Genomic DNA, 12796 nt, shown 5'->3' with positions numbered 1-12796 from the left:
TCTTTACAGAATAGCATGATACACACGTTTCCCATCGGCAAAACCAGTTCCATAAGCTTTACCGGCAGTAAGTTTGTATTTCTTAAACTGTTGTGCCGAAACAAACCCTTTATCAATCAGTGTAAAAGTTTTTTCGCCTGTCAATGTCTGGTCATTAGCATTTATAAACTGCAGGGTCTGATTACCCAACTCCAGCTTTGCACCTTTCTGTACTTTAAACCCATTAAAGTTTGAGGTAACTTTCAACTCGTCTACCGAAAAGCCTGCATCAATTACAGCCTTGCTCAATGCATCAAAATTTACCTGCGTCCCTTCTTTAAAATATACTTCATAGGTCGACTGCTGTATATCTACCTGAATTTTATCTACAAAAGGAACATCCGACAATGATTTAAATACAGCTTTAGAGCACATGGCACAGGTAAGTCCACTCGCTCTGAGATTTACTTTCTTTACCTGCGCATATCCACCAACACTGATACATAATAAAAAAAATATGATAAGCTTTTTCATGACTTTATTTTAATAGTATATAAGTGTAGTTGCCTGCTTATAAGAGGCAACTACACCCTGATTACAAAAGAAGGTTCTTATTTAGTTTTAACGCAGCAATCTTTAGCGTCTTTTGCACACTTATCTGTGCAGCACTGTTTTGAGGAGCTACAATTCTTGTCGCTGCAGCAATCTTTGTCATGTTTTGCAGATGCCGAATCTTTACGGTCGTATTTGCAGCAGTCATGGAGATTGTTGTAGGCTTCTTCCTTTGCAGTCAGATCCTTTGTATCATATCCTGCATCGGCTATTTTCTGTTGAATTTTATTACCGTTTGTTTTAGCAGCTGCATATTTCACTTTGAGGATTTTGGTATCCTCATTCCAGATAGCCGTACTGGCTCCGCCAGCTTTGGCAGCTTTCTCAATGGTTGATTTACACATGCCACAGTTACCCCAAACTTTGATTTCTTCAGATTTCAAAGCTGGTGATTTGGTTTGCGCAATTGCAATAACAGAAAAAAATGAAAATAAAATGCTTAATAATATAGATTGTGTTTTCATAACAAATGATTTGTTTAATGGAATAAATGAACCTGGGTATGTCTTGCGACATATAATAGCCATACAGCACTGATATAGCATCAATACCTTTTCGTAACACCGGAAAGGGTATCAGATTCTGAAAACACAATTACGCAGATAGGTATCCTGTTGGGATAATAAAGGCGGTCCATGAATATCAGCATATACTTTGGCTGATTGCTGTAGATCCACCTGTTGAAAAAGACTGGTTACAGAAGGCAGGAGGGCTGCCGGTGCCTGAATTTCGTAAAAAGCATAGGCTGCTTTATGCGTATCTTCCAGCTTAACCATTTTGATCTCTGTTTTGCAACATCCTTTATTGGAGGTTTCCTTTAAGGACATACCACAAACACAGGTCTCGGTTTTATTATGATTGAGGTCTACGCTACTGATCTTCCCCATACAATAGTGTATACTCATCACCATACCACTGCTGATGACAAAGTATACCATTGCAATAAGAGAAGTGAGTACACGCTTCATATCTATACAAAATTAATAAAGCACGCGGATTATGAAGCATAAAAATTGTTAAGGCTGCTAATTCACAAAGTTCCACCAGATACCTACCCTTGTCCATAATGTGGTATTGGGATACAATCCTGAAACAAAATTGGGTTTGCTGAATTCAAATCCCTTACTGGTATTCAGCGAGTTAAGGTTCTCTACACGTACAAATCCCTTAAAGCTCTTGATCCTGAAATGTAAAAAGAGGTTAATATCAGGACGGTTTCTGATGGTCTGTGTATTCTGGTAAAAATAACGTCCCAGAAAAGGAGAATATGCATCTGCTTTGTAAGCTGTATGGTATCGGAGTTCAAGACCGGTAGACAAAAACAGATTGGTAAAAAAATTGCCTTCAAATGCAATCCGGTTCCGTGTAAGCAGTAATGGAAGATTCACCGGCGGCTGACCCGTTGTTTGCTGTACATCTACTTCTGTGTACCAGTTCCAGTAACGGGATAACCTGAATTTTTTCTCTGCCCTTATATGTACTACGTTGAATAAGGTAGCTTCCTGCTTTGCATGAAAAAAACTATCGAAATACATGTAATTACTCATTGCATAATAGGAACCGGAAATCATCCAACCATTTCGAGGATTTTCATAGCTGGCAAATAAACGAATGCTGTTTTCCTTATTAAAGTTGGCTCTGTTATCGATCGGAAAACGACTCAGCGGATTGAAAATATAAGACGGCGATCTGTTAACATTCTGAAAGCCAATATTCAGGTAACCGGCTTTTTTTCCGAGTAATCGTTTCATACTTACAAAAGCCTCATAATCACCTGCATTCAATCCATTCAGGTACAATTCGCCCCTAGCCTCAATATCCCATACCTGATTACGGGTGCGGTTTCTGTACTCCCCTAATGCATAAATATTGTAATGGTTTTTTTTGAATGTGCTATCAAATTTTCCACTCAGATTCTGAAGAGCGATACCTGCTTTTATAAACTGACTTTGGTTATTCTTATCAGGGAAAGTAAGTACAGAAAACTGATTGGTGATATCTGTCCAACGATCCCAATAAGCTACAAATCCTGAATCAGGAATCGTACGGTTAAAATACTGAAGGTATCTCAGAGAATCTGCTATCTGGTCAGAAAATTGATAACTACTTGCCGTAAAACGTAAGGTATGTTCCAGACGAAAACGCGGATAAAATATTTTGTATGCTGTAGAATCTGTAATGATGGAATCCTTCTTACCAAAATCATAGTATTGCCTCAGCAGCACTGTTGTTTCTTTATACGTATTCCCGGTAGTAACCGTTGTATTAAATGGGTTTCTGCGCGCCACACCGGGCCTTCCGAGCCTTGTTTCCAACTCAAAAGGATCATTCAACCTGAGACTGTCTAAAAGTTTTACATCCTGCAATCCTCCATTTTCTGAAGAGGCTGCCTTATTGGAATAGTAAATCAGGTTTACACCATACTTACGATTGAGTGAGCGGTAATTGGTAGTAAATCTGAAATTATTGTGGCTGGCATTCTGATTCTTAAGTGCACCCGGTCCGTTACTGAACCGATATTCAATAGAAAAATTGAAATTGTCTTTTTTATTCTGTGTATGCAGAAAATTAATCAGCTGCTCTGCTTTACTACCTAATAAATACGCAAGTTCTGTATAGGGTCTTGTTGTTTGGTACAGGCGGGTATTCTCCGGCGTAAAACGATAGATGTCATAGGCATGGAAACCGGCATCAAAACCCGCTTTCATAAAGGGTTCAAATACGAGCGACTGCGCAGCCGTTCCATAATTACCAAGGCTATGGTAACGGTATGGCAGCGGGAAACGGGTATAAAAATCATTGATGGATGAATCGATGGTGCGGGGACGTGTTGAATCGTAATAACGATAAAAAATCGTAATGGAGTCGGCCAGACTGTTCCTTGTTTTCAAAGAATCATTACCTGTATTTCTCCTGATCGGCCTGCCCTGTGCATCTGTTGTGATACCTGATTGTTGACCACTTGTATTACGTGTACGAAAATTGCCTGTCTGGGCAAATACATGTAGCCCACTGAAAACCATCAGAACCCATAAGACCTGGCTTTTTGTTACACGCATAACTTTGAATGTACTGCAAATTAAGCCGAATGCTTATTGCAGGAAGTTAAAACTGGGGATTTATCTGTTATAGTGTTTTAATAAGTTCGGTAAACAACAATGTAAGTTTAGGCTCTGCATTATGGGCAGCTTCTAGTACTTCAGCATGTGTGATTACATTTTCTTCTTCTCTGATACCAAGATCAGTAATTACACTCATGGCAAATACCTTCATACCGGAGTGAACTGCTGTTATCGTTTCCTGAACGGTACTCATTCCTACCGCATCACCCCCCAACGCTTTAATGAGTTTATATTCTGCCCTGGTTTCAAAAGTAGGGCCTGTTACACCTGTATATACACCCTGATGAACAGCTATCTCGTTTTTTGCAGCGATAGAGATAACCTTGTTGATAAGGTTTTTATCATACGGTTCACTCATATCAGGAAAACGGGTACCAATGGCATCTTCATTTTTGCCCAGTAAAGGGTTTACAATAAAGAAGCTGATATGATCATTGATAATCATCAGATCACCCACTTTAAAAGCCTGATTAACACCACCTGCCGCATTCGACAACAATAAAGTATCTACACCAAGCATTCGCATAACCCTTACCGGATAAGCCACTTGTTGTGCGGTATATCCTTCATAAAAATGAAATCGACCACCCATTACCCACACTTTCTTACCGCCCAGTTCCCCAAACATAAATTTACCTTTATGCCCTTCTACCGTACTTACAGGGAAATGGGGTATATCATTATATGCGATTTCAAATTCTATTACAATTTCATTTGCAAGGTTACCAAGGCCACTACCAAGTATAATACCTATGCTGGCTTCCCCTGTTACTTTTGACTTTATAAAATCTGTAGTCTCTTTTAATTGTTGCATTACTGTCGACATCAATAATAGGTTTAGTTTGCAAATATAACCCTTACAATAGCCTGAACGACAAATCCGGCAGGATCGGGACATAAAAAAACCATCCCGATAGAATCGGGATGGTCCTTAAAGTTAAGATGTATGACTGATTAGTTGATACGCTTAACGTTAACGGCGTTAGGGCCTTTACGACCTTCCTGCACGTCAAATACCACTTTATCGTTAGCTTCAATCTGATCGATCAGACCGTTAGCGTGTACGAAAGTTTCCTGGCTAGAGTTTTCATGCTTAATAAAACCAAAACCTTTTTCCTCATTGAAGAACTTTACAGTTCCCTGAATTTGTGTGTTCATTTGTAAAATTGTAATTATAAATAAGAGTGTAAAGATACGCTTAAATCAGTCCCCTGCCAACTTATTCAGACATTAACGCATACAGTTTAGCGTTTATTCACTGTTTTTAACAGAATAAACAGTTAACAATCAAGCTTTAGTGTATAATAAACCGTTCATCCTTCTCTTTTGGGAATGATCTGTTAAATCCCTCCAGTCATTTATCTTAGCATATACACTTAAACCACTCATCATGTTACAAAGATCAGGTTTGCTGCTGGGCTTATTCCTGCTGAGCATATGTACCTATGCGCAAAAAATCACCTATAAAGTTTCTTTTCCGAATGCTGTTCATCATGAAGCTGTTATCAGTGTTACGGCCAGTGGTATCCAGACCAAACCTGCCGTTTTCAGGATGAGTCGATCCTCCCCGGGCAGGTATGCAACACATGAATTTGGTAAAAACGTATATGATGTAAAAGCAGCCGATAAAAATGGCAATGCTATTACCATCAACAGAATTGATGGAGATATCTATGAAGTACCAACTCATACCGGAACTGTAACAGTTACCTATACGCTATTTGCCAATTATGCGGACGGCACTTATGCTGGTATCGATCCGGAAAGTATTCACCTGAATATGCCTGCTGCATTTATGTGGATCACCGGATATGATAAAGCACCCATTGAAATCAGTTTCGATCTTCCAAAAGAAAACAAAGGCATCGTAGGCACACAACTATTCCCTACAGCGCAAGCCCATACATTTACGGCACCTGATTTACAGTATTTTATGGATAGCCCTACCAAGATCGGGGACCTCATCATCCGTGAGTGGCAGGTAAATAATCCTGATGGAAAAAAATTCACTATTCGGATCGCACTGGAAGCTGATGCAACTGCACAACAGGCAGATGAACTAATGGAGAAAACCAAAAAAATAGTAGCAGAAGCCAGCGCTGTTTTCGGAGAGTTTCCGAATTATGAAACAGGTACCTATACTTTTATTATGAGTGCCAATCCTTATGTGCAGGGGGATGGAATGGAACATCGCAACTCAACCATGATATCCTCTCCAAGTCTCAGCTTTAACCCTAACTCATTAACGGGTGTTACTTCTCATGAATTCTTCCATAACTGGAACGTTGAAAGAATAAGGCCGAAAACACTGGAGCCATTTAATTTTGCGAAGAGCAATATGAGTCACGAACTCTGGTTCGCAGAAGGATTTACGCAATATTATGGAAGCCTAATACTCGCACGTGCAGGATTACTGACACCTCAATCTTTTATTGCTTCCGCCGGTGGTCTGGTAAATACAAAGTCAAATAGCCCTGGTGCTGTGTACTACTCACCAGTGGATGCCAGTAATCATGCAGTTTTTGTAGATGCGGCTGTTTCAATCGACAAAAACAACTACAACAATATGTTTACTTCCTACTATACATATGGTGCAGCCATTGCACTTGCCCTTGATCTGGAAATGCAAACAAAAAAGAATAAATCTTTGGACGACTTTATGAAAGCCATGTGGGTCAGTCATGGAAAACCTGAAATACCCTATACCCTTTCTTCTATGCAGAAAACACTGGCAAATATTACAGATGCAGCTTTCGCTGATCAGTTTTTCAAAAAATATATCCTGGGCCATGAAGCCATTGACTATACTTCCCTTTTTGCAAAAGCAGGATATGATATCAAAAAAACGAATGAAGGAAAAGTGAATATCGGATTAAATACACGCGCCAATGAACAAGGGAAATTAATGGTAACCAGCAATACCCTGAAAGGTAGCTCTGCTTATGAAGCAGGGCTGGACATAAATGATGAAATATTACAATTTGATCAGACCACTGTTAAGTCCCCTACTGATATTACCAATTTCCTACAGCAGAAAAAGCCAGGTGAAAAAGTTACTGTTCTTTATAAACATCGCGGTAAAGAAAAAACAACCGTACTTACATTAAAAGAAAACAGCAGTCTTAGTATAAATGATATTGAAAATACCGGACAAACGATTACAGAAGCGATGAAAAAGATCAGGGATAACTGGTTTAAATCAAAAGTTAAGTAGCTAAATATTTTTCGTTATAAAATTTAAACATGAGAACCTATTTTATACTGGCATTATTGGTATTGAGTAATAGTATTAGTGCCCAAACACCGGAAGAGAAGTTAAAAGCCCTGAACATTGTATTACCGGCACCTTCTTCGCCGGTTGCCAATTATGTAAAATTTGTAAAAACCGGCAACCTTATTTTTCTATCCGGACATGGTCCTGCAAAAGCAGATGGCAGTTATATAACCGGCAAACTAGGTCGCGACTTATCAATTGAAGAAGGTTATGCCGCCGCCAGACAAACAGGCATAAGTCTGTTGTCAACGCTCAAAGCAGCCATCGGCGATCTATCGAAAGTAAAAAGAATTGTGAAGGTATTGGGTATGGTAAACGGAACCGAAATTTTTGTTGATCAGCCCAAAGTCATCAACGGATTTTCTGATCTGATGGTTGCCGTATTCGCAGACAAGGGCAGGCATGCCCGTAGTGCTGTAGGCATGGCATCACTCCCCATGAATATGGCAGTTGAAATTGAAATGGTGGTTGAGGTAGAAGACTGATTTATTGTTTTTCGGAACGCAAAGCCCGGTAGGCATAATAAGTACTGGCTATCATTAACAAAGCGCCCAGAAAGAAAGCGGCACCTGGAAAATAAACAGGTGCTTCTTTTTTTGTGAAATATGCAAAAAGATTCGTCATCAAAGGGGGCCCCACAATAGAAGTTGCACTCATTAAACTTGTCAGCGCCCCCTGCAACTCACCCTGCTCATTAGGTGGCACATGACCAGATATAATTGACTGTAATGCAGGTCCTGCAATACCACCCAGACAGTATGGTATGAGAAATACAAACATCATCCAGCCCTCTGTTGCAAAAGCGAAAAGCAAAAGGCCTAATGCATACAATCCCAGTCCGAGATATATACTTTTTTCATTACCGATTTTAGGATTTACCACACGTACCAGACCTCCCTGCACTCCTCCTACCAACAAACCCACAATACCCAATGAAATACCGATCATTTTAGGGCTCCAGTTGAATCGTTCAATATTAAAAAAGCTCCAGTTACTTTGTACCGAATGTCCTGCGATGTAGATCAGAATCATGGATATAATCAATCCTGAAACTGCGGGGTATTTACGCAACTGCAACAATGAACCAATAGGATTTGCTCTTCTCCATTCAAAAGCTCTTCTGTGTTCTTTATCTAAGGATTCAGGTAATACAAAATAACCATATGCAGCATTGAGTAAAGCCAAACCTGCTGCCACAAAGAAAGGCACACGGGGGCCCAGTTCTCCCAACAAACCACCAATCAATGGACCCAGTATAAAACCTAATCCAAAAGCGGCACCAATCATTCCGAAATTCTGTGCCCTGTTTTCATTGGTACTGATATCGGCTATATAAGCTGACGCAGTGGTAAAGCTGGCGCCTGTAACACCTGCAATCACCCTTCCTACAAATAACCACCCAATCGTAGGTGCGAACGAAAGGAACAGGTAATCAATACCAAAACCTAGTAATGAAAAAAGTAAAACAGGTCGTCGTCCATATTTGTCGCTAAGGTTTCCGAGTACGGGGGCGAAAACGAATTGTGTAATAGCATAGGCAAATGTGAGCCATCCTGCATACTGAGAAGCTTTGCTTACATCAGATGTATGCAGCAGTTCTTCTATTAATTTGGGCATAACCGGAATAATCAGTCCCAGTCCGGTAATATCGATTAGTAAGGTGATGAATATAAATCCAATTGCAGCTTTCCGGTTCTTAATCATAAAGTCGGGGTAGTTATAATTGCAAATTTGATGTTTTATTTTAAACAACAAAGTAATATACAAATAAAGCCCGGGCATACAATAAAACAAAAGAAGGGGCCCGAAAGCCCCTCCTTAACCCTTGCTCTTGAAAAACCCTACTATTGTTTCAGTTCAATCACACCTACATTGGTATTCTTGGGTGCCTGAACTATGATATTATTGATGGTGGTATCCTTGTAATTGTTTGAGCCGTTTACATAGAGAGCATACGTTCCATCTTTCAATCCACGCATTTTAAACTCTCCGTTTTTATTAGGCAATGCATATGCTGTATCAGTGGCATTAAAGAGTGTGAGTACAGCCTTGGCATCCTGTGGTTTAACTTTACCGGAAACGCTGGCAGTAGATTTTTCGACGAAGAAATGGAATACTGGTTTGAGGAAAAATTTATTGTTATTAACAATGACAACAGACCTGCTAACATCAAAATCTAGCCAGAGACGGATTTTGTTGGGCAGAAACTCTTCTGTTTCATGGCCTTTCAGTTTAATCAGGATATAAGCAGGTTTATTATCAGGCCAGCTCAACGGATAGGTTACACTATCTTTTACCACTGAATTATTGGTGCCAATTTCAATTCTGATCAGACGAATGGCTCCTTTGGGAATTTCAGTTGAAGCCAGTAAGGTATCTACACCATTTCGAAGGTTCAGAATATCATATACACCCGCATTGATATTCAGATTGGTCCACACCAGTCCTGAGTCTTTTCTATTACCCAGCGTAGATCCAATATAGGCACCCAGTCTATCCCAGTTACAGGTATCATTTCTACGTGTATCCTTAGTAGTATCTACCAATACCTGAACGGCCTTGATATCAACAAAAACTTTGTCAAAAAAACCTGGACCGTCTGTAAGGTACAAACTCAGGTTCTGTTTTCCGGCAGGTATCTGGGCCGAATCAGATTTTTTACAGGATGTAATGGCCAGTGCTGTGGCAAGGAACATCATTGCTCCGAAGAATACTTGTTTTGTTTTCATGTGTGCTTGATTTTAGCGTAGCATTTCTGTCATCGGCATTTCTATTTGTGCATCCTGTTTTTTATGTAGAGCCAAAAGAATGCCAACTGTGTACTAAGGTTTTGTTAAAGCATTGTATATAAAAAACATACATTCATATTTCTCCATTTCTGTTCACTATTGTTTCCAACTCATCTATTCATTACCCGACAAAACACAGTAAACAGGACATCATATTCCTAATCTGCGTATGCAGCTATTCCTATTTTTTGAGTAGCATTGTCCCTGTACGGGCATTCTTAATAAACAGTAGCAGTTAGTATATAAGCTTTACAGATTGACGTTGTAGCCAAATCTTGCTTAACTTGAGTGCCGATAAATCGTACACATGAAAAAGATACAGGCATTGGTTATTGCGTTGCTTCTGATCAATACTATTTTTTCTCAATCACTCACAGATACCGAAAAAAAAATCATTACCTGGATAAAGGCGCATAGCAATGAAGCGGAAAAGCTATTGGAAGAAACTGTTAATATCAATAGTGGCACATTCAATATAAGTGGTGTTAAAAAAGTAGGTGAAGTATTTGCCCGGGAGCTTCAAAAAGCCGGGCTACAAACTGAATGGGTGTCATTGCCAGATTCTTTACAAAGAGCGGGCCATCTGGTAGCCGTTAAAAAAGGTACCAAAGGGAAAAAAATATTTATTATCGGGCATCTGGATACCGTTTTTGAACCTGATATGCCAGCAGGCCCCTTTACCCGTATCAATGACTCTACTGCTACCGGACAGGGCATCAATGATATGAAAGGTGGTGATGTAATAGTGGTAATGGCTTTACAGGCACTTCATTCCATGGGTTTACTAAATGAAGCTTCCATTACGGTTTATTTTACGGGCGATGAAGAAGAATCAGGAAAGCCTACCAGTATCAGCAGGAAAGACTTCATTGAAAGAGCAAAAGAATGCGATCTGGCCTTAGGATTTGAAACTGCGCAGGGCATGAATACCATCGCCATTGGCCGTCGGGGCTTTAGCAGCTGGAAATTAACGGTAACGGCAAAAACTGGACATTCGGCGGGTGTATTCGGGCAAGGGTCTGGATATGGCGCTATTTATGAAGCAGCCCGGATTATCAACAGATTCAGAGAAGACCTGGGAAATGAGAAATACCTCACTTTTAATCCCGGTATTATTGCTGGCGGATCTGAAATGGCTTATGATGATGAAAAAATGAGGGCCACTGTTGCGGGTAAAACCAATATTATTTCACCCGCTGTTGTGGCGGAAGGTGATCTGCGTTTTTTAACAGAAAAGCAAAGAGAAAATGCCCGGCAAAAAATGCAAGCCATTGTTTCGGACCAGAACCTGAATGGTACGAGCGCTAAAATCTCTTTCACAGATGGTATTCCCGCCATGGAGCCCAGCAAGGGGAATGATGCCTTACGCCTGTTAACCGACAAAGTTTCCCAGGATATTGGCTTGGGTGCGGTAAATGCCGGCGATCCGGGCTCGAGGGGTGCAGGTGATATTTCCTATGTAGCAAAATATGTGGATTGTATTGATGGACTGGGTGCTTCCGGAAAAGGTGCACATGCTGCGGGAGAAACTATCAATCTTAAACAGTTCCCCCTGCTCATACAAAGGGCCGCTATACTGATTTATCGTCTTACACAAAGCGAATAAAACAAATACCATGAGAAAAATTATCTGTCTGCTTTCAATGTTGTTAACCACACAACTATATGCACAAAACAACAGGGATTTTTATTTCATCAAGCTTTATCATTTCAATGAAGCAAATCAGCAAAAAATAACTGAAACCTACCTGCAGCAGGCATGGTTACCAGCCGTGCATAAAAAAGGAATTAAACAGGTAGGATTTTTTACGCCGGTGGGTAATGATACTGCCTTACAAAAGAAGCTGTATGTATTGATCCCTCTTTCTTCACTGAATGATCTCTATCAGATGGATGATGCACTTCAAAAAGACGAGGAATACCTGAAAGTGGCTGCTCCCTATCTGAATGCGGCCTACAACCAGCCAACTTATAATCGTATTGAAACATTCGTACTACGCGCTTTTACAGATATGCCCAGGATGGAAAAACCGGTTTTATCGGGTCCGGTGCAGGAAAGGGTATATGAGCTGAGAAGTTATGAAGGCGCTACTGAAAAATTATACCGTAAAAAAGTAGAAATGTTTAACCAGGGTGGTGAAATCAAACTCTTTAAACGTCTTTCTTTTAATGCTGTTTTTTATGCCGAGGTATTAAGTGGTAACAGAATGCCGAATCTTATGTATATGACCAGTTTCGACAATATAGATGAGCGTAATAAACACTGGAAAGCTTTTGGCGATGACCCGGAATGGAAAAGATTATCGGGTCTGGAAGAATACCAGCATACGGTTAGTAAACTGGATATAATTTTATTACATCCCACCAGCTATTCTGAATTCTAATAAAGAAGCCCCGTCACTGGGGCTTCTTTATTAGAAAAACCTATAAGCAACTGTTATATTGCTCCACCAGTTTATCTATTTGTGTATAGGTTAACTGACCCGATTTCAGACCAGACTGAATGGCTAAACAGTCTGCACATAAGGCACTCATCACTTCTGTAAAATTCTTTTTACTGACGAGATTGAATTTACCGTCTGACTTTATCTGCAGGTAGTAATCACCGGCTTTCCCTTCTGCAGTTGCCAAAACAACCGGTTCTGCACCATTGTAAATAGTTTTACCACTATTGTCTGTTACACGGATAAACAAACCGGCTTTGCTTCCTGTAGATACTTCTTTATAAAAATCGTTGGCATATGATACATACTTCACGCCATTGATCGTGAATCCTGTGATATCTGAAGGTGCAAACAGTTTTTTTGCTCCTGCTGAAGAAATAAAGACGATATTCCCTTTTTTCTGCATCTGGTCTTTAATGGTTCCTTCCAGCGTTTCATTGGAGGAAGTAACAATAACAGCTTTAACTTCTGTTTGTGCAGATACGGATAGGATTGATAACCCCATCATCAGAATGACAAATGTGAATACTTTTTTCATGGTTTTGATTTTAGATTTTACTTACTAATAAGTAAGTT

General features: G+C 39.9%; 13 protein-coding genes. 4 read left to right on the top strand and 9 right to left on the bottom strand.

Annotation, left to right across the window (positions count from 1 at the left end; all coding sequences use genetic code 11):
• Positions 1–3: 3 nt before the first annotated feature.
• The 6 genes from BC659_RS11925 to BC659_RS11900 form a co-directional block, all read right to left on the bottom strand.
• Positions 4–513, bottom strand: coding sequence for a heavy-metal-associated domain-containing protein (locus BC659_RS11925; protein ID WP_133474978.1), 510 nt, complete (start codon positions 511–513; stop codon positions 4–6).
• Between the two features lie 77 nt (positions 514–590).
• Complete coding sequence (locus tag BC659_RS11920) at positions 591–1055, bottom strand: heavy-metal-associated domain-containing protein (protein WP_211340772.1); 465 nt, start codon at positions 1053–1055, stop codon at positions 591–593.
• A 111-nt stretch (positions 1056–1166) separates the two neighbouring features.
• On the bottom strand, positions 1167–1559 hold the full coding sequence (locus tag BC659_RS11915) for an HYC_CC_PP family protein (protein WP_133474977.1): 393 nt from the start codon (positions 1557–1559) through the stop codon (positions 1167–1169).
• Positions 1560–1616: 57 nt separating this feature from the next.
• Positions 1617–3650 carry a putative porin gene (locus BC659_RS11910; RefSeq protein ID WP_133474976.1) on the bottom strand — a complete coding sequence of 678 codons (2034 nt, stop codon included), beginning with the start codon at positions 3648–3650 and terminating at the stop codon, positions 1617–1619.
• A 67-nt stretch (positions 3651–3717) separates the two neighbouring features.
• Positions 3718–4539, bottom strand: coding sequence for a purine-nucleoside phosphorylase (locus BC659_RS11905; RefSeq protein ID WP_133474975.1), 822 nt, complete (start codon positions 4537–4539; stop codon positions 3718–3720).
• A gap of 128 nt (positions 4540–4667) precedes the next feature.
• Positions 4668–4871 (bottom strand): cold-shock protein, encoded by a 204-nt coding sequence (locus tag BC659_RS11900; protein ID WP_133474974.1) that lies wholly within the window; start codon positions 4869–4871, stop codon positions 4668–4670.
• Between the two features lie 232 nt (positions 4872–5103).
• Between BC659_RS11900 and BC659_RS11895 the strand changes: the two genes are divergently transcribed.
• Both BC659_RS11895 and BC659_RS11890 read left to right on the top strand, forming a co-directional pair.
• Positions 5104–6927, top strand: a complete 1824-nt coding sequence (locus tag BC659_RS11895; protein ID WP_133474973.1) for a M61 family metallopeptidase — start codon at positions 5104–5106, stop codon at positions 6925–6927.
• Positions 6928–6956: 29 nt separating this feature from the next.
• Complete coding sequence (locus tag BC659_RS11890) at positions 6957–7472, top strand: RidA family protein (protein WP_133474972.1); 516 nt, start codon at positions 6957–6959, stop codon at positions 7470–7472.
• Between the two features lies 1 nt (position 7473).
• On the opposite strand, the gene BC659_RS11885 is transcribed toward BC659_RS11890, so the two are convergent.
• Complete coding sequence (locus tag BC659_RS11885; RefSeq protein WP_133474971.1) at positions 7474–8691, bottom strand: TCR/Tet family MFS transporter; 1218 nt, start codon at positions 8689–8691, stop codon at positions 7474–7476.
• 140 nt (positions 8692–8831) lie between these two features.
• Positions 8832–9716 carry a DUF4382 domain-containing protein gene (locus tag BC659_RS11880; RefSeq protein ID WP_133474970.1) on the bottom strand — a complete coding sequence of 295 codons (885 nt, stop codon included), beginning with the start codon at positions 9714–9716 and terminating at the stop codon, positions 8832–8834.
• Between the two features lie 367 nt (positions 9717–10083).
• Between BC659_RS11880 and BC659_RS11875 the strand changes: the two genes are divergently transcribed.
• Entirely contained in the window at positions 10084–11382 is a 1299-nt protein-coding gene (locus tag BC659_RS11875) for a M20/M25/M40 family metallo-hydrolase (protein ID WP_133474969.1), read from the top strand.
• 10 nt (positions 11383–11392) lie between these two features.
• Positions 11393–12160, top strand: coding sequence for an NIPSNAP family protein (locus tag BC659_RS11870; protein ID WP_133474968.1), 768 nt, complete (start codon positions 11393–11395; stop codon positions 12158–12160).
• A 40-nt stretch (positions 12161–12200) separates the two neighbouring features.
• Here the strand turns inward: BC659_RS11870 and BC659_RS11865 are convergent, their stop codons facing one another.
• On the bottom strand, positions 12201–12758 hold the full coding sequence (locus BC659_RS11865) for a hypothetical protein (RefSeq protein ID WP_133474967.1): 558 nt from the start codon (positions 12756–12758) through the stop codon (positions 12201–12203).
• Between the last annotated feature and the right edge of the window lie 38 nt (positions 12759–12796).

Source organism: Sediminibacterium goheungense, from assembly GCF_004361915.1.
GTDB classification, from domain to species: domain Bacteria; phylum Bacteroidota; class Bacteroidia; order Chitinophagales; family Chitinophagaceae; genus Sediminibacterium; species Sediminibacterium goheungense.
Note: the sequence above shows the minus strand (reverse complement) of the source record. Positions and strands in the feature narration are given on the sequence as shown.

What these genes read in the sequence shown, in the direction of transcription:
- BC659_RS11895 (WP_133474973.1), top strand. Translation starts at nt 5,104, where the DNA reads ATGTTACAAAGATCAGGTTTGCTGCTGGGCTTATTCCTGCTGAGCATA.
- BC659_RS11925 (WP_133474978.1), bottom strand. Translation starts at nt 513, where the DNA reads ATGAAAAAGCTTATCATATTTTTTTTATTATGTATCAGTGTTGGTGGA.
- BC659_RS11905 (WP_133474975.1), bottom strand. Translation starts at nt 4,539, where the DNA reads ATGTCGACAGTAATGCAACAATTAAAAGAGACTACAGATTTTATAAAG.
- BC659_RS11875 (WP_133474969.1), top strand. Translation starts at nt 10,084, where the DNA reads ATGAAAAAGATACAGGCATTGGTTATTGCGTTGCTTCTGATCAATACT.
- BC659_RS11920 (WP_211340772.1), bottom strand. Translation starts at nt 1,055, where the DNA reads ATGAAAACACAATCTATATTATTAAGCATTTTATTTTCATTTTTTTCT.
- BC659_RS11880 (WP_133474970.1), bottom strand. Translation starts at nt 9,716, where the DNA reads ATGAAAACAAAACAAGTATTCTTCGGAGCAATGATGTTCCTTGCCACA.
- BC659_RS11900 (WP_133474974.1), bottom strand. Translation starts at nt 4,871, where the DNA reads ATGAACACACAAATTCAGGGAACTGTAAAGTTCTTCAATGAGGAAAAA.
- BC659_RS11910 (WP_133474976.1), bottom strand. Translation starts at nt 3,650, where the DNA reads ATGCGTGTAACAAAAAGCCAGGTCTTATGGGTTCTGATGGTTTTCAGT.
- BC659_RS11915 (WP_133474977.1), bottom strand. Translation starts at nt 1,559, where the DNA reads ATGAAGCGTGTACTCACTTCTCTTATTGCAATGGTATACTTTGTCATC.
- BC659_RS11885 (WP_133474971.1), bottom strand. Translation starts at nt 8,691, where the DNA reads ATGATTAAGAACCGGAAAGCTGCAATTGGATTTATATTCATCACCTTA.
- BC659_RS11865 (WP_133474967.1), bottom strand. Translation starts at nt 12,758, where the DNA reads ATGAAAAAAGTATTCACATTTGTCATTCTGATGATGGGGTTATCAATC.
- BC659_RS11870 (WP_133474968.1), top strand. Translation starts at nt 11,393, where the DNA reads ATGAGAAAAATTATCTGTCTGCTTTCAATGTTGTTAACCACACAACTA.
- BC659_RS11890 (WP_133474972.1), top strand. Translation starts at nt 6,957, where the DNA reads ATGAGAACCTATTTTATACTGGCATTATTGGTATTGAGTAATAGTATT.